The sequence below is a fragment of the Vibrio tapetis subsp. quintayensis genome (assembly GCF_030409945.1).
GTDB classification, from domain to species: domain Bacteria; phylum Pseudomonadota; class Gammaproteobacteria; order Enterobacterales; family Vibrionaceae; genus Vibrio; species Vibrio quintayensis.
The window spans coordinates 272,983-299,803 of sequence record NZ_JAUFQV010000035.1 but is presented as its reverse complement, the minus strand read 5'-3'; the positions used below and the strand labels follow the sequence as shown (position 1 = coordinate 299,803).

At 42.7% G+C, this 26,821-nt stretch carries 23 protein-coding genes; 6 read left to right on the top strand and 17 right to left on the bottom strand.

Annotation, left to right across the window (positions count from 1 at the left end; translation table 11 throughout):
* Nucleotides 1–67: 67 nt before the first annotated feature.
* Nucleotides 68–1,264, bottom strand: coding sequence for a methyltransferase (locus QWZ04_RS18745; RefSeq protein WP_290329762.1), 1,197 nt, complete (start codon nucleotides 1,262–1,264; stop codon nucleotides 68–70).
* A 55-nt stretch (nucleotides 1,265–1,319) separates the two neighbouring features.
* Nucleotides 1,320–2,294 carry an HTH-type transcriptional regulator CysB gene (gene cysB / locus QWZ04_RS18740; protein ID WP_290329761.1) on the bottom strand — a complete coding sequence of 325 codons (975 nt, stop codon included), beginning with the start codon at nucleotides 2,292–2,294 and terminating at the stop codon, nucleotides 1,320–1,322.
* Nucleotides 2,295–2,643: 349 nt separating this feature from the next.
* Between cysB and QWZ04_RS18735 the strand changes: the two genes are divergently transcribed.
* Both QWZ04_RS18735 and miaE read left to right on the top strand, forming a co-directional pair.
* Entirely contained in the window at nucleotides 2,644–3,408 is a 765-nt protein-coding gene (locus QWZ04_RS18735) for a DNA repair protein (RefSeq protein WP_290329760.1), read from the top strand.
* 88 nt (nucleotides 3,409–3,496) lie between these two features.
* On the top strand, nucleotides 3,497–4,267 hold the full coding sequence (gene miaE, locus QWZ04_RS18730; protein WP_290329759.1) for a tRNA isopentenyl-2-thiomethyl-A-37 hydroxylase MiaE: 771 nt from the start codon (nucleotides 3,497–3,499) through the stop codon (nucleotides 4,265–4,267).
* 79 nt (nucleotides 4,268–4,346) lie between these two features.
* On the opposite strand, the gene QWZ04_RS18725 is transcribed toward miaE, so the two are convergent.
* From QWZ04_RS18725 to sohB, 9 genes are all read right to left on the bottom strand, one after another.
* Complete coding sequence (locus QWZ04_RS18725; RefSeq protein ID WP_290329758.1) at nucleotides 4,347–8,012, bottom strand: zinc-dependent metalloprotease; 3,666 nt, start codon at nucleotides 8,010–8,012, stop codon at nucleotides 4,347–4,349.
* Nucleotides 8,013–8,041: 29 nt separating this feature from the next.
* Entirely contained in the window at nucleotides 8,042–8,902 is an 861-nt protein-coding gene (locus QWZ04_RS18720; RefSeq protein ID WP_290329757.1) for a hypothetical protein, read from the bottom strand.
* A gap of 533 nt (nucleotides 8,903–9,435) precedes the next feature.
* Nucleotides 9,436–10,131: an orotidine-5'-phosphate decarboxylase gene (gene pyrF, locus QWZ04_RS18715; protein WP_290329756.1), complete on the bottom strand. Its 696-nt coding sequence runs from the start codon at nucleotides 10,129–10,131 to the stop codon at nucleotides 9,436–9,438.
* Nucleotides 10,132–10,219: 88 nt separating this feature from the next.
* Nucleotides 10,220–11,389, bottom strand: a complete 1,170-nt coding sequence (gene lapB / locus QWZ04_RS18710) for a lipopolysaccharide assembly protein LapB (RefSeq protein ID WP_290329755.1) — start codon at nucleotides 11,387–11,389, stop codon at nucleotides 10,220–10,222.
* A gap of 12 nt (nucleotides 11,390–11,401) precedes the next feature.
* Entirely contained in the window at nucleotides 11,402–11,677 is a 276-nt protein-coding gene (locus QWZ04_RS18705; RefSeq protein WP_290329754.1) for a LapA family protein, read from the bottom strand.
* Between the two features lie 163 nt (nucleotides 11,678–11,840).
* Nucleotides 11,841–12,137: an integration host factor subunit beta gene (gene ihfB, locus QWZ04_RS18700; protein ID WP_172443077.1), complete on the bottom strand. Its 297-nt coding sequence runs from the start codon at nucleotides 12,135–12,137 to the stop codon at nucleotides 11,841–11,843.
* Between the two features lie 67 nt (nucleotides 12,138–12,204).
* Nucleotides 12,205–13,875, bottom strand: a complete 1,671-nt coding sequence (rpsA, locus tag QWZ04_RS18695) for a 30S ribosomal protein S1 (protein WP_102521813.1) — start codon at nucleotides 13,873–13,875, stop codon at nucleotides 12,205–12,207.
* Between the two features lie 130 nt (nucleotides 13,876–14,005).
* Complete coding sequence (cmk, locus tag QWZ04_RS18690; protein ID WP_290329753.1) at nucleotides 14,006–14,689, bottom strand: (d)CMP kinase; 684 nt, start codon at nucleotides 14,687–14,689, stop codon at nucleotides 14,006–14,008.
* A gap of 148 nt (nucleotides 14,690–14,837) precedes the next feature.
* Nucleotides 14,838–15,899, bottom strand: a complete 1,062-nt coding sequence (sohB, locus tag QWZ04_RS18685; RefSeq protein WP_290329752.1) for a protease SohB — start codon at nucleotides 15,897–15,899, stop codon at nucleotides 14,838–14,840.
* Between the two features lie 139 nt (nucleotides 15,900–16,038).
* Between sohB and QWZ04_RS18680 the strand changes: the two genes are divergently transcribed.
* Nucleotides 16,039–16,779: a YciK family oxidoreductase gene (locus QWZ04_RS18680; RefSeq protein WP_290329751.1), complete on the top strand. Its 741-nt coding sequence runs from the start codon at nucleotides 16,039–16,041 to the stop codon at nucleotides 16,777–16,779.
* Nucleotides 16,780–17,043: 264 nt separating this feature from the next.
* Here QWZ04_RS18680 and QWZ04_RS18675 read toward each other — a convergent pair whose 3' ends face one another.
* Both QWZ04_RS18675 and mlc read right to left on the bottom strand, forming a co-directional pair.
* Entirely contained in the window at nucleotides 17,044–17,982 is a 939-nt protein-coding gene (locus tag QWZ04_RS18675; RefSeq protein ID WP_290329750.1) for a chemotaxis protein CheV, read from the bottom strand.
* A 102-nt stretch (nucleotides 17,983–18,084) separates the two neighbouring features.
* On the bottom strand, nucleotides 18,085–19,299 hold the full coding sequence (gene mlc / locus QWZ04_RS18670; RefSeq protein WP_290329749.1) for a sugar metabolism global transcriptional regulator Mlc: 1,215 nt from the start codon (nucleotides 19,297–19,299) through the stop codon (nucleotides 18,085–18,087).
* Nucleotides 19,300–19,597: 298 nt separating this feature from the next.
* On the opposite strand from mlc, the gene pyk reads away from it, so the two are divergent.
* Nucleotides 19,598–21,043, top strand: coding sequence for a pyruvate kinase (pyk, locus tag QWZ04_RS18665; RefSeq protein ID WP_290329748.1), 1,446 nt, complete (start codon nucleotides 19,598–19,600; stop codon nucleotides 21,041–21,043).
* A gap of 86 nt (nucleotides 21,044–21,129) precedes the next feature.
* On the opposite strand, the gene QWZ04_RS18660 is transcribed toward pyk, so the two are convergent.
* Both QWZ04_RS18660 and cydH read right to left on the bottom strand, forming a co-directional pair.
* Entirely contained in the window at nucleotides 21,130–22,293 is a 1,164-nt protein-coding gene (locus QWZ04_RS18660) for a patatin-like phospholipase family protein (protein ID WP_290329831.1), read from the bottom strand.
* Between the two features lie 17 nt (nucleotides 22,294–22,310).
* Nucleotides 22,311–22,403: a cytochrome bd-I oxidase subunit CydH gene (gene cydH / locus QWZ04_RS18655; RefSeq protein ID WP_290329747.1), complete on the bottom strand. Its 93-nt coding sequence runs from the start codon at nucleotides 22,401–22,403 to the stop codon at nucleotides 22,311–22,313.
* 621 nt (nucleotides 22,404–23,024) lie between these two features.
* Here cydH and QWZ04_RS18650 point away from each other — a divergent pair.
* On the top strand, nucleotides 23,025–24,494 hold the full coding sequence (locus tag QWZ04_RS18650; RefSeq protein ID WP_290329746.1) for a sodium-dependent transporter: 1,470 nt from the start codon (nucleotides 23,025–23,027) through the stop codon (nucleotides 24,492–24,494).
* Complete coding sequence (locus QWZ04_RS18645) at nucleotides 24,491–24,586, top strand: methionine/alanine import family NSS transporter small subunit (protein ID WP_145958556.1); 96 nt, start codon at nucleotides 24,491–24,493, stop codon at nucleotides 24,584–24,586. The genes QWZ04_RS18650 and QWZ04_RS18645 overlap by 4 nt, the downstream gene beginning before the upstream one ends.
* Before the next feature lie 109 nt (nucleotides 24,587–24,695).
* On the opposite strand, the gene QWZ04_RS18640 is transcribed toward QWZ04_RS18645, so the two are convergent.
* Nucleotides 24,696–25,115 carry a hypothetical protein gene (locus QWZ04_RS18640; protein WP_290329745.1) on the bottom strand — a complete coding sequence of 140 codons (420 nt, stop codon included), beginning with the start codon at nucleotides 25,113–25,115 and terminating at the stop codon, nucleotides 24,696–24,698.
* Nucleotides 25,116–25,370: 255 nt separating this feature from the next.
* Entirely contained in the window at nucleotides 25,371–26,804 is a 1,434-nt protein-coding gene (gene ptsG, locus QWZ04_RS18635; RefSeq protein WP_290329744.1) for a PTS glucose transporter subunit IIBC, read from the bottom strand.
* Nucleotides 26,805–26,821: the final 17 nt, after the last annotated feature.

The window sequence follows — 26,821 nt, the reverse complement described above, 5'->3', positions numbered from 1 at the left end:
TTACATTGCTTTAGTTAGGCTTAGGCCTCTACAATTTAAAGCTCGCTTCGGCGAGCTTTTTGTTGGCTTAAGCTTTTTTATTCGCTTGAATCAGTATATTTCGAGGTGTATCGCGACGGTCACAAAATTCTGAAAGTTTGACCTGATATCCACGTTGCTCTATATACAATGCTCTATCTAACACTAGCCACATCTCCAGTGGCCGTTGAAAAACTTGCTGGATCAAGCTCATTCGCTCCATTTCAACAAACCTTTCTTGTCCTGAAATAAGCCAGCGGTTGAAATCCATACCGCTTACGTCTAGGTTTTTCTTTTTCGAGGCCCACAAACAAAAATGCTCAAAACCCAAACTCAACTCCGACTTTTTGATGCTTGGTAATGGCGTGTATTTGGTATGTTTTTTTTCATCCCTAAGAAAATTATCTAGCCCAAGCCTGTAGCTCATTTCTAAGTAACGATGCCTTTTCACTCGCTCTCCGCCTGTTACCGTAGCGTGAAGTGGGATACGCAGTTCAGACTGAGTCAACTTGAGCTGGCTCTGACGAGCAAGATCAGACAAGGCTTGATAGTATTCATCTTGAATTAGGTGGTAGCAACAGGGCGCAATGGTTAAAGCAGGTAATCCGACTTGGCAACCATGCCTTATTAAATTGACATGTAAGTCGCCGCAAGCATGCAAAGCTACACCATGTTGTCGGTTGTTCATGATCTGCCACGCATCTCCCGCTAACGCATCCCCTTGAACAAAGGTCATCGGCAACACTTGCTTGTCTGCTTCTTTTTGGCCTGATTCACACAGAGAGTGCTGCCACTCGAAACTGGTCACTGGCTCTGAGGTGCTCGCTGTCAGCATTCGGCCTAGATAACCTTTACCAGAGCACCACTCTAACCATTCAGACCCCTGATGGTCATCAAGCGACGCCTGGCTCATCGCCACTATCTGATTCAGTTTTCTTCCAGGAATGCCCGTCTCAATACCACGCGGCATGGATAATGACGTGAGATGATGTCTCGGCAACTGGCACAGCAAATCGAGTTTCAATACGTCTGGAATGTATTGACCAATCTTGGTTATGAGAGGCGCGGTATTTTGCTTGTATAACTCGACTTCATGGTCATTTAAAGACATTAACCATTGCTTTAATTCGGGGGCTTGACGGAGCTGTTTTAGCGTCGACTCTGCAGTGCAGTGAAATGGTTCGAAACGCCAGTAACACTGGTTTGCCGTTAATATGGCATTGATTTGAGTAAAAATAGAAAACATGTGATCCCCCCTCGCTGGCGCATTGTAGGGGGAATCGTATCTCGACGAAAGAAGTTTAACGAATAGGTAATTCGATATCTTTAAACATCTCTTCTATCTCTGCATTACTTTTTAATGAAATGGCCTGTTCAACAACCGGCCTGGTTAGGTGTGGGGCAAATCGCTCAACGAAGTCATACATGTACGAGCGTAAGAACGTTCCTTTTCTAAATCCAATTGACGTCGTGCTCGCACCAAAAATATGGCTAGCATCAATGGCGACCAAGTCAGAGTCCTGTGCTTTATCTACCGCCATACTCGCGATAACACCAACGCCAATGCCCATTCTTACATAGGTTTTAATGACATCAGCATCGGTAGCAGTAAAGACAATTTTTGGAGTCAAGCCAGCTCGATTAAACGCGGTATCAAGCTCTGAACGGCCAGTAAAGCCAAACACATAGGTCACCAACGAGTACGTGGCGAGATCTTCAATACTAATATTGTTTTTTTGTGCCAACGGATGATCTTTAGGCACAACGATCGAGCGATTCCAGTGGTAGCAAGGTAACATGATCGCATCGTGATACAGGTGTAATGCCTCGGTTGCGATCGCAAAATTCGCCGTTCCTTTCGCCACCGCTTCTGACATTTGCGTTGGGGTACCTTGGTGCATATTTAACGCAACTTTAGGGTATCTCTTCGTGAAACCTTTGATGACATCAGGAAGCGCATAACGCGCTTGGGTGTGGGTCGTCGATATATTCAGAGTTCCCATCTCTGGGTGAGTATGCTCTCCAGCAACAGCCTTAATGCTTTCAACGCGGGCCAATATTTCACGCGAGATACGAACAATGTCTTCACCCGCTCCAGTTACTTGGGTTAGGTGCTTACCACTCCGTTCAAATATCTGGATTCCGAGTTCATCTTCAAGTAATCGTACTTGCTTACTGATCCCTGGTTGGGAAGTAAACAGGCTTTCTGCGGTGGCAGATACATTAAGGTTATGATTGACCACTTCCACAATATACTTTAGTTGCTGTAATTTCATTGTGAGCCTCGTACTCCATTACTTTTGTTGTGCTACTAAGCAAAGCCACATTGGTCACGGCATGCTATATGTATATATTAACTCTCATATAAGTATTAGTTATAACGCGATAACCCTCTAATTGACAGTAAAAATCGGACATTTAACTCGCGGACATAGCGCCATCAACTATAGTAATAAAAGAGTTTTGCAAGCGGCCCCGCATTATTGGAGGCCAAAATACGGTTTTTCATTAAGTTTCTTGATAGTTAAGATAATAATGTAATTTGTAACTTTCTTAGATGCTGTCACACGAAAGTTCGTGTATCCTCTAAGGTTAGCTTTTTGTACGGAATGCAGACTTAAGTTTATGAATATCGGTTTAATTATTGCGCTAGTAGCCATTTTATTTGTGTTAGTCATCGGCTATAACATAATGCTTCAATATCGCATGAAAGTTGAGACTAACAAAAGACAAGAGTCCACTCGACATCTTGCCGTTATCGATGCGACTGAGGATCTGATCGGCAACGCTCACCATCTTCCTTACAGCAAAGAGCTCCTAGTCTGCCTTAATCAGCGCATCCTAGATGCCTTACAGGCAATGTTTGAGCTTGACCCTAAGAATAAACAATTAAAATCTCGCATTACCAACATGCAGACCCAAGTAGATCAGCTTAAAGCAAACTACGAAGGCGGCGACACCAATAGTTTTAAGGTGCCAAGCAGTGATAAACAAGCAATCATTATGCTTAAGTTAGTTAAAAGACTGCGAGAAACCATTCGGAGCGAACACAATAAAGGCCGCTTTGATACCCAAGGCTATGTGGCCGAAAATGCTCGTTTGGAACAAATACAAATCAGAATCAATATCGAGAACGTGATTAAACGCGCCAACGATTCGGTATTGCGCGGGCAAGCCGGAACGGCTAAGCAACTTCTGAAGAAAGGCATTGACGCACTTGCCTCGAAAAACGACAGTTACTCGAGCCAAGCTAAAGAAAAGCTGCAAGGCATGCTGGATGATTTAGACCAAAAACGCCAAAGTAAAGATGCGCAAGACATGATGCAGCGCGAAGAGAAAGAGCGCAATAACGACATGGACGCATTATTTGGTGAGAAGAAAAAGTGGTAACATTGAGTTAACCATTACCCATTTCCAGAAAGGTCGCAATGCGCGACCTTTTTTATGCCTTTAAACCTACTTCCTTAATAAAACTATCATGATATCACTCGACAAATACCAAGAATTGCTCGCCCCTATCCAGAGTTTTTTACAGTGCGAAACTCCAGATGAATGGATAGTAGAAGCTAAAAAACCAGAACGACTAAAAACTATCCTGATTGATCATTTAATTTGTGAACTTAAGGCCGGTCAATCGGCAATGTATCTCATTCGAAAATATGCGGTGGACAAAGCCAGTTCCCAGACCTTGTTAGAGTGGTTCAAGCCCTATGAAGAGTTTGCGTACAAAAAGGTAGGTAACTTAGAAAGTTTAAAAGGTAAGAGTAATATTTCTAAAGCTATTATGGCCAAATCCGACTCTCCTTACAGCCAAAATCTAATCGATAAAATGGTCATGCTGATCAAAGAAGAGCTGCACCACTTTTATCAAGTGTTAGAAATAATGGAAGGCCGTGGTATTGCTTATGAAACCATTTCTGCGAGTCGCTATGCGAAAGGAATGCTGTCTAATATCATTACTCATGAACCGCATACGTTAGTCGATAAGCTGATTATCGGTGCTTATATTGAAGCTCGTTCTTGTGAACGTTTTGCAAAACTGGCACCGCACTTAGATGATGACATCGCCAAGTTCTACATCTCTCTACTGCGCTCTGAAGCAAGGCATTATCAAGATTACCTAGAACTTGCACAACAAATTGCCGGCCGCGATATCAGCGAACGGGTCGCTTTCTTTGGTAAGATTGAAGCTGAGCTTATCAGTTCACCCGATGCCGACTTTAAGTTTCATAGCGGCAGGCCGACTTAACTAATTGCATCGTTTTTGTCACGTAAACGAAAAAGGCTCCCATTTAAGTATAAATGGGAGCCTTACTGTATTGATGTGACTAGTGAGTCGTTAGATCTAAGTCTAGATCTCTCACTAAGTTATATACTGGCAGGTTCTCTAGTGAACTGAGTTGATAATTATATAATTTGGTCAATTTCAGTTTTTTGTCGGCATCTTGATAATCAGCTAGTGCTATGGAATTTAACGAAATTGTAGTCAAGTCTATGCTGTTTGCTTCCGCACTCTGCAGAGCTTCGAACTCGTTAGTGAATTCGATCATACCCCAAGCATATTGATTTTCTTCCGTTGCATAGTAGGTGCGTCCGTTTTGACGTTTGTAACTACGGACGTCTGATGCTGAAGGATAATCGCTGCGTATTGTAATCATACGAGAGAAAGTTTCGTCACGCTGATCGACCATATTTCCTGCACTGTGAGTCACCATAGCGACTAAAATCGCTTTTGTTAAAGGTACTTGCTGGAATCGAGGTATATTGAAATGTGTGCGTATGGAGTAACTTCCATAATAAGGCATGATCTCAATCTTGTCTTCCCAGGTTATCCCGTTGAAATCACCTTTTGCTGCTTGATAGTTTCCTGCAGAATCTTTAAACATTTTACTATAATCTTCAGTGCCCAAGATTAGAGTATCAAGCAAGTATTTTTTAACATCAATCACTCTACCACCGGAAGAAGTGATCGATACATCAGGTAAGTCAAGCAACGCTACCGTAGAGCGACTTGTCGTGTTTCTATGACCCACTCGGTCGACCAACGCAACAGCAGCTGCAAGTTTATCCGCCCAATGTCCGACGTAATCGATATAGTTTGAATAGTTGTTTACTGGTGCCGGACGAGGAGCACTACCACTATTCAAATATTTACCTATTTCACCTGTGACGGTTAAACCAACCGTATTTAACGCGTCTACGACAGTCGCGTCAAAACATGACTGAGGCACATGGTTGATAGGGAAGAAATTGCGATAATTCCATTCATCAATAACCGTAGCCAGCTTCTGATAGCTATAATTATTACTACTATCTACTAGCTCACAGTGATGATCAGGGGTGATCAAAATATCTACCAATTTATCTCTTGCACTTTCAACTGCTTTTGGAGAGCCACAATATAGTTCGTAGGTAATTCCAGTTTTGTTTGCTTCATTACTGCAATAAGGATCAATCTTCGAAACAAAGATACGGTAACCATCATCTTGGAAGGAGCTCGGCATAAACTCTTTCCAGCGTTGGAAATCATGGATGCTGTTTCTCCAGTCCATAAAATCATTGATGCGGCGGTTTGCGTACGATGAAATCGTGCTTTCAGAGAAATTCTCTTTCATACCTCGCATTGAGCGCTTGTAGTAAAGATCATCGTAAGTTTCTAACTTGAATGCCATGATTTCATCACGGTTACGACCTTCGTCGTGACGGTTACAATCTTCGTTGAGTGAAACATTCCCATCAGTACAGTACGAAAAGACGCGTAGGTTGGATTCGGTATCAACCGAGCTATCTTCTCGATCTTTCTCAAATATACTCTCTAACGCATTAACAACACCGTCATAAACAAGGTCTGATGGACGCGTATACCCATCGAGCACCTCTGCGCGAATCGTATCATCATATTGCTTTACACTAGTAAATTCGTGGCTAGGCAGATCACTGCTCGCTTTGAACTTATGCGTCGTTTCTACTTCACGTTTGTAGCCAAATCGTAATGCAGCCAAGTCGTATGGCCCGAATACTGGAAGTGCATTTAGTAAAGATGGGTTATAGTCCATAATAGAAGAATAATCTGGAACCGTTTTTAGGCCATGTTCAGCCAGTTCACTGTCTTTAAAGTAGTTGGTTGAATCGTTGCTGCCTTTGAAGTTGTGTCGTAGACCTAAGTTGTGCCCAAGTTCATGTACAAGTGTTTTTGCGTAAAAAACACCAACAATAAGTAAGCTCAGTTCTTCCTGTTTTTTTTCGGTAAGCTCAGACCAACTCTTAAGTTTTCCTCCAACAACCTCATCTTTCCAAAGCTCAGGGGCTTGCATGTCTAACTGCCGGCCACCAATCGTCGTCGGCAACGATTTAATCGTCGTACCACCACGCATAGCACTTACCGGATACATATTGTTTTCAGCCCACAAACGTTTTTCCAACTCGGTAATTGCAGACATTTTCTCAATAGTTACATCTTCATCCGTATACTGCATTTGTTCATTGAATGCTTCAATGACATGCTGCAATGTCTCATTTGCAACTGGCAGGTTGTTTAGTCTTTCGGTATTGACACCACTATCATCAATTTGACTTGCGTTTGGATCTAATTCGACCGTTCCCCCTTGCGTAGATGTATTCGTTGCTGGAATGTTGGTGGTAACCAAAGATTCAACCGGTGTTACACGGCCTTTATTGTAGTCAAGTACAATTCTATCCCACAGCCAGTCTGATATAGAACGGAGGACGCCTGAGTACTGGTTAACATGAGCATGGACAATCTCTCCCGTTATCGGGTTAACGGCTGAAGGACCATAGCCTGCTAAACCGTTATCAAGAGGCTCATCTATGAGATTTATTACGTTATAACGTAGGTCCCCAGATTGCTTACCAGACGGTTCTTCTAGAAGAATGGTAGGAACGCCTACTTTTGCCAATTGAGGATTTAGTTTTTCTACGACGTCTTTTGTCACCTGTTTGAAGAAGCGCGTTTCTTCATTAAGATCAAAACTGTCTGATAAATGATATACGATTGAATCCAAATTTGGATTGAATCTATGTAAGTAATCAAAGTTCTGGTCAAATTGACCATCGACATAAGATGGGTCTGGTCGCCCCCGAGTATTGGAGAAAAAACCAAAGGTATCTTCATCGCCACGCATATAAACAATTGGCTCGTACGCACCATCGATCATTGTTTGACCAGCTTTCGCCGGAGATGGCGACCGCACTAAATCTAGTGGAACCAACGAGTAGAATTGAGAAACCGTAAAGGTAAGAGTCGACATATCGAAATTGGACTGGGATAAGGCATTTATCATGCAATCCCAACTGTTCGTTACTTGATAGTCTTGCTCGATTTCAAAATTTATAACACCTTCAGAATTTACTTCGTAACCTTTCCAGTTACTATTCTGATCCGTTGCTAATCGAGCGCTTCCAGAAGTTTTAATACACCCGTCAGCATGAGTGAATAAATCATTCCAGCTACGCTCATGCACCTCTACGTCGGCAAAGTCAGGTAAGAAGTACTTACGGGCTTGCCATGCAACCTCATTCTCATCGACTTTCTCTTCAACGTTTGTACAATCTCCGTAACTATCTTCTTTACACTGATAGTCAATGAATAGGCCAGGGATCGTTAATACAGGTCGAGCACTGTCTTGATCTTCCATCCAACGACCAAGCTTACCTTGATCAATTTCATCTTGGCTTATTACATCGGGGCTGATCATGGTAACTTTTAAGCCGCCCTTCTCATCACTTGTCAGTCCGCCTTCAAAAGAAAGTGTGACAAGTTTTTCCTGACCCTGCATAAATGGAGCCATTGAGACGGCATACTTAGGTGCTCTTGCCATTGAAGGCATATATAAATAAACTTGGTCGGTTTTAATCTGAGACTTTGCAACTAAACTAGCTGATTTTGTTGCTGTATCGTACGCTTGATCATCCGCACCACAGCCCGAAAGTATTCCACCTATAGCTGCTACTAAAGCAACTTTATTATATTTCATATCTGTGTCCTTTAATTACTCGTCTTTCCCTAAAATGAATAAGATATTTCTGCGTTATAGCTAGCACTGTTTGGGTCAAATAAATCTATATTTCCAAGCGTTCCTCGCTCAGCATCTGCATAAAACCCAGATGTCGATGCAGAAAGAGATACCCCTATATTGTCGGTAATTTTATAACCTCCATATATAGAACCAGCATAAGTTATGTCGTTACGACGAGTCCCTTGATAAGAGCGGCTATTTCCACCCAACATGGACGCACCAACTGACAAATCAGACCACGAATAACTAGCAGCCATTGATAATGAGTAAATCCATTCTGTTAGTGATTTTTCACCAGACGTTTTATATTGATGAAAGCTCTTCGAAATCCTTGGAGTTACTGAAAATCTAACTCCCCAGTGTTTTGCGCTGACAGGAACCGCCACGCGAATGGCAGTATTCAAAGAATCTTTACGCGATGTCTCTGAGGTCGGTATTGTAAATTGACCAGACAGACCAATTTCGCCACTTTCTCCGAAGTTAAATAGGTTGCTCCGGCTCATACCTATAACGCTATCTGTAAAATAGTCTCCTACTTTGTCCTCAAGAGCTCGATAACCACCGGTTTTTAAATATACTTTATAGTGGTTTAAGAACGAGTAATCCAACGATAGCCGCCATGATAAGCTTCTGATTGAACGATGGTCATTACGGTTGTATATATTAGTATCGTAACCACCGGTTATTGTACCGCTTAGCTTACAGTCAAAGCAGTTGCCGCTTTCTGTTATATTCGTCGAGTTTTCACTTTCATCAACCATCACTTCCCCTGCATATAAATGGGAATTAATTAGTAAACCTATAATTAGAGATGTTGATTTAAGCATCCACTTTTCTGTGTTCTGCATAATAAATCTTCCATGAATGTACATTAGCTATAATGCTAATTCCGTTTTATTTTGGCGAGAGACATATAAATACACTACCATTTAAATAAATATAAATAGCATAATCTCGGAAAGTATTGAATTTTTACATTTTTGTATTTTTATTTATTGCCACTACTCACCATACTAGTCAGCTGATACAAGTAACAAATAGTACTTTATGTCATTTATTAATTATAGTGATGATTAGAATATCAAACAGCAGTGCGAAGCACTTCACGTAAACCCAATGAAACTTGATGAGCCTAATTTGATAAGTTGGAATTCATTATTAATTGGTGAGTTATGATCCTGTTATATCAAATATGATAAGATAATATTCTTTTAATTAATCCCTAAAAATAAATAGTGCTCTTTAGACTCACAACTATATACTCTATAAATAGCCAGAATTTGAGTAAGCTAATCAAGTTAAGATAGCGTTGATCCTATTCACTTCATCAAAAAAAACGCCCACCCTGAAGGATGAGCGTTTTTTCAAAGCACATTGATATTTATGCTAACGTTTCGTTTATCTGTTGCAGCACTACCGCAGGATCACTAGCTTGCGTGATCGGCCTGCCGATCACTAAGTAGTCAGAGCCCGCTTCAATTGCTTGAGGGGGTGTCATGATACGCTTCTGGTCGCCAACAGCCGCGCCAACCGGACGAATTCCAGGCGTTACAAGCTGAAATGACTTACCAAGCTCAGATTTAAGCATAGAGGCTTCTTGAGCAGAGCATACCACCCCGTCTAAACCAGAATTTTTGGTCAAATTCGCAAGGCGCATCACTTGTTGTTGTGGAGCAATGTCTAAACCTATACCTGCTAAGTCTGATTGTTCCATGCTAGTCAAGACTGTTACACCAATAAGTAAAGGACGATCCTTACCATACGGTTCAAGTATCTCGCGTGAAGCCGTCATCATGCGCTCTCCGCCACTCGCATGAACATTCACCATCCATACGCCCATTTCTGCAGCAGCACGAACGGCTTTGGAACATGTATTTGGAATATCATGAAACTTTAGGTCTAAGAAAACACTGAAGCCGCGCTTATGCAGTTCGCGTACAAATTCAGGACCAAATAAAGTAAACATCTCTTTGCCTACTTTTAGGCGGCAACTTGCTGGGTCGATTCTGTCTACAAAGGCCAATGCGTCTGCTTGGTTATCATAGTCTAATGCCACGATGACTTTTTGGTCGTTCATTTTCTCTCCTAACTAACTTTGAAAATCTAAAAAAAGCAGCGGGAACGCCGCTGCCATTTTAATTTGGGTATTATCCCAACTCTGTAAATTACTCTCCATCAAGGCCTCGTATAGGCTTGATCGTCCCCCAACCCTTACATGATGGACAATGCCAATAAAGGGAATGGGTCGAAAAGCCACATTTGCGGCATCGATGATGAGGTTTTAATTTAAGCTGCTCGCCAACCATGGATTGAAGAGTCGTTAAGCTGTCTTTTGCCCTACCCTCCTCTGCTTCAGAAAGATGGTAGTCCATTAGGCGATAGAACCCTTTCATTGTTGGGTTCTTAATTAGCTGCCTTGTAAGCAAGGTTTGTGCAGCAGCCGGCCCTTCATGTTGCGCGACTAATTGAGCAAGCATCAATTCAGCTGATACCCCTGCTTTTTTCGCGATACATTGTTGAAGGAACGTGAGCAGTTCATTTTCACGTCCTAAATGGTGGTAGCAGTCTGCCAATATTGGTAAGACTTCCCCGACAAAGTCGATGTCTTGATCCAAGACCATTTCCATATAAGACGCAGTTTGAGCATAATCTTCGTTAATTAAATAGACTTTGCCCAACTGGATAGTAGCTCGTACACACTTAGGATCTTCAAGTAACGCTTTTTTCAATAAGCCAATAACACGCTTTTGGTTACCTTCACCCTGTTCCAACATAGCAAGTTCACAATAATAATGTGCGATGTCTTTTTTGAATTTTTTCTTACCTGTTTTAACCAAGGCCAATGCATAATCAATGGCTTTTTGCCATTCACGAGTTTGTTGATAGATAGCGACCAATTGTCCAAGAGCTGCCGTTCGGTGATCAGGTTCATCCAATAACTGCATGAAAATACGCTCAGCGCGATCGAGCAAACCAGAGACCATGAAGTCCTTCGCTAGCTGCTGCAAAGCTATATTTTTTTGTTCAATCGTTAAACCGGAACGAGATATTAAATTTTGGTGTATGCGAATAGCACGATCAACTTCACCTCGGGAACGGAACAGGTTACCGAGTGCAAGATGGGTATCGATGGTCTCGTCATCTACTTGCAGTAGCTCAATGAAGTGGTCAACGGCTTTATCTGATTGATCAGACAGTAGCAAGTTTAACCCCATCACATATTGACGAGAGATTTGATTAGATTGTTTCTGCTTGTCGAACCTAGCGCTGCGGTTGCCCATGTACCAGCCATAAGCTGCCGCAACGGGTAGGAGCAAGAAGAGTAATTCCAGCATTCAGTTGCCCTTTTAGGCCTTGCTCTCTTTTGCATCAATCTTTGGTTGATACTTTTTTAACTGTTTGTTTAAGCGGCGAATCGTTAACTTGTACTTTAACTGAATGCTGCCAAAAGCCAGCGCAGACAATGCAACTCCAGTGGCAAATACAATGCCGAGTAATATGGATAAGTGGAAATCACCTTTTGCCAAAAGATAGTTAAAGGTCACTACTTCTTGATTTTGAGCTCCTAATGCCAGTGCAACTAGGACAAGGGCGATAACCACAATTATTTTTATAATTTTCATAACTCAGCACTCCTGATATTGGATTCACAGCCCTTGATTATGCAGTAAATTGTGCTTTCAAGCCATGCTGATAACCAATAAACAGCTAATTAACTATTTTAAGGTTATAAAAAAGCGGCATACTATCAGCATGCCGCTTTTGTATAACACCAATACATGATGATTAACTATGAATGTTTACACGTTCACGTAATTCTTTGCCAGGTTTGAAATGAGGAACGTATTTACCTTCCAATTCAACCTTGTCACCAGTTTTAGGGTTACGGCCCATTCTAGGATCTCGATAGTGCAGTGAGAAACTACCGAAACCACGGATTTCAATACGATCACCGTTTTCTAGGGTAGATGCCATATGTTCAAGGATATCCTTAACAGCGTCTTCCACTTCTTTTGCAGAAAGGTGTGTTTGTTGCGCGCAGAGTCTTTCAATTAATTCAGACTTAGTCATAGTTTCCCTCATTACTGTTGAAATCAGTAAGGCACATATCGAAAAAAAGGGAGCCTTACGGCTCCCTCTTAGCGATTAATTATTCGCCTTTAGCAGCCTTGAATGCGTCAGCCATAGCGTTACCGAAACCACCTTCTTCAGGTTTGTTCAGTGTAGCCATTGCTTCTTGCTCTTCAGCTTCATCTTTAGCTTTGATAGATAGGTTGATTACGCGGTTTTTACGGTCTACACCAGTAAATTTCGCTTCAACGCTGTCACCAACGCTTAGGATTAGAGACGCATCTTCGATACGGTCACGTGATACTTCAGAAGCACGGATGTAACCTTCAACGCCGTCTACTAGTTCAATTGTAGCACCTTTTGCATCAACTGCAGTAACAGTACCGTTAACTAGCGTACCTTTTTTGTTGTCAGCTACGTATGCATTGAACGGGTCGTTTTCCATTTGCTTAACGCCAAGAGAAATACGCTCACGCTCAGCGTCTACTGCTAGAACAACTGCAGAGATTTCATCGCCTTTCTTGTAGTCACGAACTGCGTCTTCACCAGCAACATTCCAAGAAATGTCAGATAGGTGAACAAGACCGTCGATGCCACCGTCAAGACCGATGAAGATACCAAAGTCAGTGATAGACTTGATCTTACCAGTAACTTGATCGCCTTTAGCTTGCGCTTCAGCGAATGACTGCCATGGGTTAGCTTTACATTGCTTAAGACCTAGAGAGATACGACGACGTTCTTCGTCGATCTCAAGAACCATAACCTCAACTTCGTCGCCAACATTAACAACTTTAGAAGGGTGGATGTTCTTGTTAGTCCAATCCATTTCAGAAACGTGTACTAGACCTTCAACGCCTTCTTCGATTTCAACGAAGCAACCGTAGTCAGTTAGGTTAGTAACACGGCCAGAAAGTTTGTGACCTTCTGGGTAACGCTTAGCAATTGCTACCCATGGATCTTCGCCAAGTTGCTTAAGACCTAGAGAAACACGAGTGCGCTCACGGTCAAACTTAAGAACTTTAACTAGGATTTCGTCACCAACATTTACGATCTCAGATGGGTGCTTAACACGCTTCCAAGCCATATCTGTGATGTGAAGAAGGCCATCTACACCGCCAAGGTCAACGAATGCGCCGTAGTCAGTAAGGTTCTTAACGATACCTTTAACTTCAGTGCCTTCTTGAAGAGTTTCAAGAAGTTCGTCACGCTCAACGCTGTTTTCAGATTCGATAACAGCACGACGAGAAACAACAACGTTGTTACGCTTCTGGTCTAGCTTGATTACTTTGAACTCTAGCTCTTTGTTTTCTAAGTGAGCAGTGTCACGGATTGGACGTACGTCTACTAGAGAACCAGGAAGGAAAGCACGGATACCGTTTAATTCAACAGTGAAACCGCCTTTAACTTTACCGTTGATGATACCAACAACAGTTTCAGCTTCTTCGTAAGCTTTCTCAAGTACGATCCAAGCTTCATGACGCTTCGCTTTCTCACGAGAAAGTTGAGTCTCACCGAAACCATCTTCAACAGCGTCAAGCGCTACGTCTACTTCAGAACCAACTTCAACTTCAAGTTCGCCAGCAGCGTTCTTGAATTGTTCAGCAGGGATAGCAGATTCAGACTTAAGGCCAGCATCTACAAGAACGAAACCGTTCTCGATAGCTACTACAGTACCTTTAACAATAGTACCTTGTTGGAATTCAGTTTCAGATAGAAACTCTTCAAAGAGTTGAGCAAAAGATTCAGTCATTAATTTGATCTTCAATAATTAAACGTCCACGGGCATCCTACCGCGTGGGGTTGATAAAATTGCCAGTCATCATCCTTGCAACCGACATTCCTATTGCCTAAGTTTCACTTAATAGCTATTACGCTAATAACTAAACCTCAGACAATTTAGATTCTATAAATACGAGCGCCTGCTCCACCACTTCTTCAATAGAAAGCGATGTTGAGTCAAGCACTAGTGCGTCATCAGCAGGACGCAAAGGGGCAACCGCTCGATTTCTATCGCGGAAGTCTCTGTCCTGTATCTCGCACAAAAGGTCATCAAATTTAACACTATGGCCTTTATCTTGCAACTGCTTATAACGGCGATTAGCACGTTCTTCAGCACTTGCGTCTAGAAATATTTTAGCAACTGCATTCGTAAATACAACCGTACCAAGATCTCGGCCATCACCAACGAGGCCCGGAGCAGAAGCGAATGAGCGCTGACGTCTTAATAAAGCTTCGCGCACTCGAGGCAATGCAGCGATCTTTGACGCGGCTTCACCGGTTGTTTCCTTACGCAGTTCTTTAGAAACGTCTTCACCTTCTAAAATCACTTTAACCAAATCACCTTCGGCGATAAATTGCACATCTAGGTGCATGGCAAGCGGAACCAGAACATCTTCTGATTCAGTATCTAAGCCGTGATGAATTGCAGCCAGTGCCAACACTCGGTATATCGCACCAGAATCTAGCAAATGAAAACCCAGTTTTTCTGCCAACAGCATGCACAACGTTCCTTTGCCTGCACCGCTTGGGCCATCAACAGTAATTACTGGTGGTTGAGTGGACATCTGATTCTCCATTTTAGTTAGTAGCCATACGCAGCACTTAGCTGCCAGCTTTTATCGGCGGTGTATTATACAGAAACTCACGCAGTTCCATAAGGAAAAATAATAAAGCCTGCCATTGAGGCAGACTTTATGAAGAGAAACTCAGCCCCTATAGGATAGGTCGCTGGCCTCGGTTGATCCACTTCATTAACACGTGATCGGCGGCTTCGCCTGCAACACCTGCCAGTTTGTCTGCTAGCTTTTTCTTCTGTACATAAGAGATAGCCAACACGGTTTTATCTTTACATGCCTGCATAACCAAATCATCTGATGTTGAAATTTCATCAACTAAACCGAGTTCTTGAGCTTGCGTACCAAACCAGTGCTCGCCAGTTGCGACTTTATCTAGATTTAACGCTGGACGGCGTGCATGAATGAAATCCTTGAACAACCCGTGAGTCTCTTCAAGTTCTTCTTTGAATTTATCACGCGCTTTATCCGTATTTTCACCAAACATAGTCAGTGTGCGCTTGTATTCACCAGCTGTTAATTGCTCGTATTCAATATCATGTTTTTTAAGTAACTTACTAAAGTTAGGTAACTGCGCGATAACACCAATAGAGCCGACAATAGCAAAAGGAGCCGATACAATTTTGTCAGCGACACATGCCATCATATAACCGCCGCTCGCAGCGACTTTATCTACAGAGACAGTCAACGGAATATTAGCTGCTTTAATGCGATCAAGTTGAGACGCAGCCAACCCATAACCGTGTACCATACCACCACCAGACTCCAATCGAACTAAGACTTCATCGCCGTCTTGAGCAACGGATATCAACGCTGATATTTCCTCTCTTAATGAGGTCACTTCTTTTGCATCAATACTGCCATTAAAATCCAATACGAACAGATGAGGTTTACGGCTAGATTCAAGCTTGCCTTCTTTTGCAGACTGCTTCACTTCTTTTTCGCGCTTTTTATTCTCTTCTTTTTCTTGTTTCTTTTCTGCCTTATGGCGCGCCTTTAAATAAGCATCATCATGAATATGATCTTCCAAATACTCGAGATTATCTTGATGCTTGTCGGTCAAGTTGGTGATTTCCAACTCCCCTTTTGAAGACCCATGCTTACTGCCCACTAACTTTACGATGATTAATAAAGCAGCAACCGCGGCAAGTAGTGTGACGATCTTAGCTAAAAACAACCCGTAATCTAATAAAAATTCCAATGTCATATCCCCTATGAAACGAATTCGTGTATTGTAACTGTCTTATCACAATTACCAACTAATAATGCTAATTTCTGCCAGAAATATCCGCCGACAGGCCGGAAGGCGAAATTGCCGAACAAACAAAGGGATGAGTGCTGTGGATTATTCGGTCTCGACAGATAGTTTAAAAAATAAAGTTATTCTAGTGACAGGTGCTGGAGATGGCATCGGTAAGCAAGCGGCCATCAGTTACGCAAGTAAGGGCGCTACCGTAATTCTACTGGGCAGAACGGTAAAAAAGCTGGAACAGACCTACGACGAAATTGAAGCACTAGGTTACCCCCAACCAGCCATCATTCCACTTGATATGAAAGGGGCAACGGAGAAGCATTATCTTGATATGGCGGAAACAATCGAAGGGCAATTTGGTCGTTTGGATGGGTTGCTAAACAATGCGGGTATCTTGGGTATTATTAGCCCTTTTGAACAAATAGGCGAAGATTCTTACGATGACGTAATGCAAGTAAACGTAAAAGCCCAATTCTTAATAACCAAAGCCTTACTACCAATATTGAAACAATCTGAAGATGCTCGAATTATCTTCACTTCTTCCACTGTCGGTCATCAAGGCCGTGCATTCTGGGGGGTATACGCAATGTCTAAATTTGCCACAGAAGGCATGATGCAGGTATTAGCCGATGAGCTCGAGAATACTCCGGTACGCGTCAATGCAATTAACCCCGGCGGCACTCGCACAACCATGCGCGCTAAGGCATTTCCGGCGGAGGACACAAACAACTTAAAGACAGCGCAAGATATCATGCCACTGTACGTTTATCTTATGTCTCCTGAGGGAATATCGGTGCACGGTCAATGCATCGATGCGCAACCAAAATAAGAGAAATTAAAAAATGGATGAGAGCAGAACCGCTCTCATTATTCATTATCGGCGTGATTATGAGCTTCTACCTTGTGCTCTGATTTCCAGTACTTCCTATACGCTATCACGGCTAAAGTAAACAACCATTTACTTATAACCCAAGTCATTACTTCTCCTGATAAAAAAGCGACTCCTGATAAAAAATTGCTCTAGATAGCAAAACACCCAGTCAGGACAACAACTGGGTGCGGAATCTATCATTAGCATGGTGAATACTCAAGCCTAAAGTATTTCACGAAGCCTTTCTTGGGTAACAGAAACTAACAAATCGGGTTGAAATTTAGATATGAACTTATTACAGCCCACTTTTTCTACCATGGCATCATTAAAGCTTCCACTCAATGAGGTATTTAATGTGACATACAAATTGCTCATGCGTGAGTCACTCCTCACTTCCTGAGTTAATTTGTAGCCGTCCATCTCTGGCATTTCAGCATCGGTAATCATCATCAGGAGTTCACGCGTCACGTCTTTACCTTCATCACACCAAGACTTAAGTAAGTTAAGTGCTTCGAGGCCATCGTTACATTCAATAAACTCAATGCCGAGCTGAGATAGCGTCCCTATGATTTGATTTCGAGCCGTTGCTGAGTCATCTACGACTAAAATTTTTCGACCAACCATTTCTCCGGCTAATTGCTCATCCAATACACCCTCACTGATTGACGTGTCGTAATCGACAATCTCTGCCAACACTTTTTCGACATCAATAATTTCTACGATTCTGGTGAGTTCGTTTTCAGTGATCTGAGTAATGGCCGTTAAATAGTTTGCACGACCTGCCGTTTTAGGTGGCGGTTGTATTTCAGTCCAGGCGGTGTTAACGATATTTCTAACCTGCCCCACCAGAAACCCCTGAATGGTGCGGTTATATTCAGTAATGATTAAGTTCTGTTCTTCTGCTTCCTGGCCAGGTCTAAAGCCAATAGCAGCACGAAGATCGATTACCGGCACAGATTCACCTCTTAGCGAAGCGACACCAATAATATGATGATGAGAGCCAGGCAATTTCGTAACAGGCGGCACTTTAAGTACTTCTCTTACCTTAAAAACGTTGACGGCAAAGATCTGCGGACTATTTAGTTGAAATAATAATAACTCCAGTCGGTTTTCACCTACTAAGTTAGTTCGCTGGTCAACGCTGCTTAATACTCCAGACATAAAGGCTACTCATATTTTTTCTTTAATAACAGCGTACAGCATATGACAACTATTCGCCATATTGTCTGTAATTAATAGGGTGATGGTGCACCCTATTTCGCATTAACCCTCGACAACTTTCATCAAGAGCTGGCCGTCATACATCGCTTGTTTAATCAACGCTGCACCCGGCATTGTCGCTTCACGGTAAAAGCGACTCTCATCTAACTGTAGGTCTTGATGGTAAAGAGGCAATGTTTGCGACTCAATATTTGCCTGAATGACCGGATACAACACCGATTTTGCATGGTTGATGACCCCTCCGATCAGTACTTTCTCTGGATTAAAGAGGTTAATAACAATCGCAACTGCGGTACCTAAGTATTCGCCAAGCCTTTCAATTTCTTCGATGGCCATAGCGTCGCCTTCTAAAGCCGCATCACTGATCGATTCAATCGTAATGTTATCGGCCTGTAAGCAAGTCGCATCGCCGTTATCTATCCGTTGCTTAACAACATCACGTAATGCCTTAGAGCTTGCTACCGTTTCAAGGCAGCCCTTATTTCCGCAATGGCATTGTTTACCATTAGGATCAATTTGAATATGCCCTAGCTCACCAATGTTACCGTGTCGACCTTCTAGCACTCGGCCATCCAAAATCACACCGGCGCCTAATCCGTGATGGATAGAAACAAGCAGTGAGTTATCAACACCCTGTGAGTTTCCAAATAGGTTTTCGGCTAATGCCCAAGCTCGTGTGTCATTGGCGATAAAAACAGGTAAGCCCGTCGCTTTATGGATTTCAGGTCCCAATTCCAGGTTCTTAACGTTGAAGTGAGGCATTTGCAACACCACACCACGATTGGAATCCACCAAACCAGGTAGGGTCATGGCAATACTCGTGACACGATCAAGTTTGTTTGAATAGGTTTGAAAAAACTCTTCAATTTCGTGCAACAGTCGATTGAGTACATCAGCTTGCTCAATTTCTTCGATTTCGATCATGGTTTCAAATAAAACTGAACCACCATGTTCGTGAAGGGCAATCATTAAATACCCACGGCCAAGACGCATGGATAAAAATTGCCAACCTTCGTTATTCGTTTGCAACCCAACTGCTGGGCGGCCTCGACTGGTAGCTTCTTGCACCGTTGTTTCGTGGATCAGGTGAGCATCGATTAACTCGCGGGTGATTTTAGTAATGCTGGCTGGTGCCAATTCGCTTTGTTTTGATAATTCAATACGCGATATGGGCCCCTTTAAGTCAATTAATTTGTATACGCGACCAGCATTTACCTGCTTGATATGATCGATATGGCCTGGTTGAGCCATGTACATAGGAAACTCCAAAGATGAGATACCTGTTAATTTTTTTACTTTGCGAAGTAATTGTGAAGTCCCTTAGGTAAACCTCGTGACAAGTGTCACGCTTATTCCCATAATTTTTAATTGGTTTATTTATTTCATAAAATTACATCTCTCGAAAGGTGATCAATCTGACGTTTTTTTGCGAACAAAAAAATCTTCAAATAACTACACTGAAGAAGTAGTGAGTCTTTTTTCTATTTTCATAAGCAACACTTAAGACAGCTAAGCATTCAAAATAACACTTTAAATCCAATTTATGGAGATTCAGATGTCGAAACAGCTCAGAAGAACAAAGATAGTCGCCACTCTTGGCCCCGCAACTGACAAAGACAGTAATTTGGAAAAAATCATTCTTGCTGGCGCGAATGTCGTTCGTCTTAATTTTTCTCATGGCGAAGCTCAAGATCACATAGACCGCGCAAACAGCGTTCGCTCGATTGCCGCTAAGCATGGCATCCATGTCGCCATTCTAGGGGATTTACAAGGCCCGAAAATTCGAGTGTCAACGTTTAAAAACGATAAGGTCATGCTCATTGTTGGCGACAAATTCACGTTAGATGCTGGATTACCGAAAGGCGTCGGCGATGAACATGCTGTCGGACTCGATTACCCTGACTTACACAAAGATGTCTCTTCCGGTGATACTTTGTTACTCGATGATGGCCGCATTCAACTGCTTATCGAACGCGTTGATGGGCTTAAAGTGCATACAACGGTGACCGTTGGTGGCGCATTGTCTAATAACAAAGGGATCAACAAAAAAGGAGGGGGCTTATCTGCTGCAGCGCTTACCGAAAAAGACATCGAAGACATTCAAACCGCAGCAAAAATCAAAGTTGATTACTTAGCGATTTCATTTCCTCGCAACGGCGAAGATATGAAGTACGCCCGTCGACTGGCAACAGATGCTGGGTTGAGCGCTCACCTAGTTGCAAAAGTTGAGCGAGCTGAATCTGTTGTTGATGAAGAAAGCATGGACGATATTATCTCAGCGTCCGACGCAGTAATGGTTGCTCGTGGCGATCTTGGGGTCGAAATTGGCGACCCCGAATTAGTTGGTGTGCAAAAACAACTGATTCGACGAGCGAGAGCCCTTAATCGCACCGTAATCACGGCCACTCAAATGATGGAATCCATGATCATTAACCCTCTCCCAACTCGGGCAGAAGTTATGGACGTGGCTAATGCCGTCTTAGATGGTACTGATGCTGTTATGTTGTCTGGGGAAACCGCTGTTGGTAACTTTCCTGTTGAGACAGTACGCTCCATGGCAGAAGTCTGCGTTGGCGCCGAAAAAATGCCGAGTTTGAACGTGTCTAACTATCGCATGGACAGCAAGTTCCAAACACCGGAAGAAGCGATTTCTATGGCTACGATGTATTCGGCAAACCATTTAGAGGGCGTTAAAGCCATGGTGTCCTTAACGGAGTCAGGGCGTACTGCGTTAATGATGTCACGCTTGAGTTCCGGCCTGCCCATTTTTGCCCTTTCACGTAATGAAGCGACCTTGAATCGAAGTGCCTTATATCGAGGTGTCACTCCCGTGTATTTTGATTGCCAAGCAGACTTAGGTTTGCCGACTGCACAAGAAGCACTAACTACATTAAAAGACAGCGGACTGTTAGATAAGGGTGACCTTGTCATCATCACTCAAGGCGACATCATGGATGTGGTCGGTTCTACCAATACGCTGCGGATCAGTAAGGTGCAATAAATTAATTAACCGATAGTTTTTGCAAAGATGATAAGACAGCCGCAAATGGCTGTCTTTTGATGTCCCATATTTTTCTGTGGTAGAGCCTAGCGCTCACTTGCTCTTTTAGCTTTAGTGTAAGTCTCTATGAATTTTTGCCCCGCTCGCAACCCAATGTGATAGTCTGCCATCATGTCATCTTGTGTACTCATCAGTGCTGCAGATTTCAACGGCTGGTCCGGTGCGATTTGAACAATAAAGCAATCTTCCGGCGGGTGTTTTAAAAAGTCCTGTGTTAGCGCATAAGTTTGGAAGTGAACCATGAGCAAATCGGCCAATCCAGCGTCAAACTGTTCCCCTAAAATATGACTTAATCGGTAAACATCCCCTGCTCCAAATAGCCAACGGCCTCCGTTAAGTAGCTTTAGCCGATTCGCTTTATCTTGTTTCAACGACGATTTATCGAATTGAGCTCTTAAGAAACCATCCCAATCATTTTTCCAATCTTGAACTCTTGAGTCCCATTGGTGCTGTATCACTTCGACCGAATCTTTCAACCATATTGGCATCGAGCTATTTTGCGATTCGACAGTCGGGTGAGGTATCGTGTCGGTAGCTCTCAATGCTTCATCAATGCTTTCCGTTCTTATGGTCACGATAAGTCGCGCATCATTACGCCATGCCTCTTGGATAGGAATCGCAGCAGAGATACCACCGTCAACATAACCTACTCCATTAATCGAAACTTCCCCATCGTATAGACGAGGGATCGCACACGTAGCCGTGAGTATTTCAAACCATTGTTCACTTAAAAATGGTAAGTAATGATCTTTAAGATGTTTGGTATCGGTAACAGACGCGAACGCTTCACGCCCGTTCAAGACACTTTGAGCCATATCGATATCAAGCCGATAAGGATATTGGCGAATTTTGTTTAATGCCCAATTGAGGCCAAGAGGCTGCTTATGCCGAATATAACCAAATAAACTGAAAAACTCGGGCTGGCTTGTTAAGTCGAGTAGGAAGGAACGCCCAAGTCCAGCTTGCCGGCTGAGAAAAGCACATAGGTTCATGGCACCTGCTGAGGTGCCATAAAAAGAATGAAAAGGGTCGAAGTTGGCGTAAAGAAACGAATCAATCACGCCAGCCGTAAAGATACTCCGTTGTCCGCCTCCTTGTGCTACTAAAGCTATCTTTCCGTTTATGTAATTTAGTAGCTGAGTGTCGTCAAGCAAACTCGAATGTTCTGATACGCCCCCAGAATTGAGAATAATAGACAAAGGGATGTCTACATCATTGTTACAGCGATGACACTAAAAGCAGTAATGATGCTCAAAGCACCCACTACAATCACCAAAGCAAATCTTAGGTCATTATCCATATCGCACCTCCAGAGTTAACAAATAAATAACAGTTAGTTACAAATACTTCAAGGAGATAGGAAAGTCGAGTGACCAAAATGACGCCGAAATCACAGTTGCATAAACTGCAAAATCTAATGTTCAAAGATCAAGGTTAGCTCTCAGAATCGTGCAATCTTCTACAACATTGCAATCATCGGGGGATTTATCGTGTGTAATGGATAGTTTTCAGTCATCCAACCCAAACCGTAACAACAATCAAAAAATTTGCATTAAACCACAATACCAACAATTAATTTCATTATGAGCCCACCATTTCCGAATAAACAACCATACAAACGACATTTAACAACTCATTATCTTTTACCATTCAACCAAGTTACGTTTACTATCTATTGATATAAGCCAAATTTATAGGTAGTCTCACAGCATGCATAGTTGAACATTCCAATTTATGCAAACACACATCATTTAAAACAGAATTATACACTGATATTTACCTGCTTAATCAGAATAAAAAACCAACAATTGTATCTATTTATCTTAGAGCCTCTACAGATTTGAACTTATACAACTTATGGTATTTCACAGAAGACAGGTAAGCTTCATACATCAGGAATTAAGTCGTAAAGGAGTTACATATGAAGCGCGAACAATGGGGATCCAGAGCTGGATTTATACTGGCTGCTGTTGGATCAGCGATTGGTTTAGGAAACATTTGGCGTTTCCCTTACATGGCATACGAGAATGGAGGTGGCGCATTTTTTATTCCTTACCTTTTCGCCATGTTAACCGCTGGTATTCCATTCATGATTTTGGAATTCAGTATGGGTCAGAAATACCGTGGCTCAGCACCGAAAACTCTTTCTAAGATCCACCCTAAATTTGAATGGCTTGGTTGGTTCCAAGTGGGTATCGCTGCGGTTATCGCCGTTTATTATGTTGCCGTTATCGGATGGGCAATCTCTTACTTTGGTATGTCGTTTACCCAAAGTTGGGGAACGGATACCAATGCATTCTTCTTTAGTGAGTATCTAGCGTTAGGCGGTGACAATTCACCAACTAGCTTAGGCAGCATCCAATGGAAAATCGCACTCGCAATGCTTTTGGCTTGGGGTATTACCTACGCCGCGATCGTGAGTGGTGTAAAAGCCGGGATCGAGCGTGCATCGAAAGTAATGATGCCAGTTTTATTTATAATGGTAATTTTGCTGATTGCTCGCATGGTTTTCTTACCGGGAGCACTTAACGGTATCAACTACATGTTTGAACCTGATTTCAGCCGAATTTGGGATGTGAAAGTATGGGCTGCCGCTTATGGTCAGATCTTCTTTACCTTAAGTATTGGCTTTGCCATCATGCTTGCATACTCAAGTTACCTACCAGAAAAATCAGACATTACGAACAATGCGTTTATGACTGTTTTGATTAACTGTGGCTTCTCTATCTTAGCCGGTATCATGATTTTCTCTGTATTGGGTTATATGGCTCAAGAACAAGGAAAAGAACTGACTGATGTTGTCTCTGCTGGCGTAGGTTTGGCATTTGTTACATTACCAGCCGCGATCAATTTGTTACCTGCACCGTATATTTTGGGCCCACTGTTCTTCTTCGCACTTGTTGTTGCTGGATTAAGTTCTCACATTTCAATCATGGAAGCCGTTACTTCCGCGATCATCGATAAAATGAACTGGAGTCGCAAGAAGGCTGCTAACATCGTGATCGGTACGGGTGTTGTTGTTTCTATGGCGTTTGCTACCAATGGTGGTTTATTGCTACTTGACCTTGTTGACCACTTCGCCAATAACGTTGGTATCATGGTTGGTGCCCTAATAGAAATCCTATTAATGGCGTGGCTACTCAACAAAGTCGCAGACGTTCGTGAATACGTAAACAGCTCGTCAGATTTCTCTATCGGTCAATGGTTCGATATCTGTATTCGCTTTATCACTCCAGTCATGCTTGCTGTGATTCTAGCAACTAAACTATACGCATTATTTACTGATGGTTACGGTGGATACGACTTAACATTAGGATGGGCAGTCATTGCTGGTGTTTTTGTTTTGGGTCTTATCGTTAACGCATCAAGCAAAAAGGAAGCTAAATTATGACTACAAGTGCAATCATCATGATGGTTTTAGGTCTTGGTATTACTTGGGGCGGAGCAGCAATTTGTATTAAACGCGCCATGGATAAGCAGTAAGGGCTAAAAGCGAAGTGATTAGAAACCCTTAGATATAGAAATGCCAGCAACTTCATTATTGCTGGCATTTTTTTGTTCAAAATTGAGGGCCTTAAGCGGTTCTGCCGATCTAGAATGAATATCTGATGCCTAATGCAGCATCAACATCAAGTTTAGCTCCACCACGTAAGTTTAAGCCCGGAATAACTTGCGCATAAGCGTCCCAGTTGGTCGTAAAATTCCAGTCTAACCCTAACGGTACACGCAAGCCGCCGTTGTCTTTCCAGCCAATCCAAGCGCCTGCTCCTGCATACCATGTAAATGGTACGTCACTATCAAAAGAACCCTTATTGAAAATATAGTCCGCGGCAACGCCATCGTTACCGATAGCAAAATTATAGGTATCTTGGTACTGACCAACAATACTGAGTCCTTGATCAAGTCCTAGGCCTATTTTTAAGTCGCCATTATTCTTCTCATTTGCGTAAGCACCTACGCTTAGCATCGTTAAACTTACTGCAATCAAACCTAATGAGATTCGAGATATCATAAAACATCCTTTAATTTGTATCTGGCGAAGCATCAATGACATGTTCATGGATTACTTCAACGCAAATATTTATGGGTGCTTTTTCGCAGATAACGAGCCAAGAGTAAAGATTCGGGCTGTCAGAGTTTTGTTAGTATCCTGATAACTTGATAACTTGATAACTTCCGGTGCTGAACTTCTTTCTTTAGTGTCTCATGCGGATCTATAGATCAAAAAAAGGAGGCCAATGGCCTCCTTTTCTAAAGATGATTTAGATTACGCGTTGTTGCGAATCCACTCATCCATGTCTGTTTTAAGGTTATCAGACTTAGTACCAAAGATAGCTTGAACACCACCAGCTACAACAACAACACCTGCCGCACCTAATTGCTTAAGTTTATCTTGGTCAACAGCCTCTGTGTCAGCCACAGCAACACGTAGACGTGTGATACAAGCGTCTAGGCCTGTTATGTTAGCTTTACCGCCAAATGCTGCTACAAGCTCACCAGCAAGCTCAGTGCCAGTAGCAACTGGTCCTGCATCTTCTGTTTCATCTTCACGGCCAGGAGTTTTCAGGTCCATAACACGGATAACAGTGCGGAATACAATGTAGTAGATTGCAGCGTAAGCTAGACCGAATGCAATGAATAGGAACAATTTCTGAGAGTTACCAGACAATACAACGAAGTCAATCAAACCGTGAGAGAACGAAGTACCGTGAACCATACCTAGAGTGTTAGTCAGTACGAAAGCAGAACCCGCTAATACAGCGTGGATTGCGTAAAGAACTGGAGCAACGAATAGGAATGAGAACTCGATTGGTTCAGTAATACCTGTTAGGAATGAAGTCAATGCAGCAGACACCATGATGCCCATTACTTTTGCACGGTTCTCTGGTTTAGCAGAGTGAGCAATGGCAATTGCAGCAGCTGGAAGACCGAACATCTTAAACATGTATGCACCAGCAAGCTGACCGAAGCCATTACCAGCAGCACGAGAAGCAGCATCTGCCTCAAGGTAACAAGTTAGGATACCAGTACGCGCTTCGCCTGCAGCATTTACACAGTTACCCGCTTCGAAGAAGAAAGGTACGTTCCATACGTGATGAAGACCAAATGGGATAAGAGAACGCTCAACGATACCGTAGATACCAAATGCAACCTGTGGGTTCTGATGTGCAGCCCAGTCAGAGAATGACGCAATGCCACCACCGATTGGTTGCCATACGAAGGCAAGAACAACACCAAGGCCAATAGTAACGAAACCTGTGATGATTGGCACAGCACGCTTACCAGCGAAGAAGCCAAGGTACTCTGGAAGTTGAATTCTGAAGAAGCGGTTAAACGCCCAAGCAGCAACACCACCAGCTAGGATACCGCCTAGAACACCAGTATCGAGTTTATCAACACCTAGTACGCCAGCCATAACACCCAGTGTTGCAGCCATAATACCGTAACCAACGATTGCAGCTAGACCCGCTACGCCATCGTTGTTTGTAAAACCAAGTGCAACACCTACTGCGAACAGTAAAGGCATCTGGCCAAATACAGAACCGCCGGCTTGCGCCATTAGGTTTGAAACAATTTCCGGCAACCAACTAAAGTTAGCTGCACCAACACCAAGTAAAATACCTGCTACAGGTAAAACTGATACTGGCAGCATCAGCGCCTTACCTACTTTTTGTAGGCTAGCAAAAAGGTTCTTAAACATATTCATGCTCCTGAATG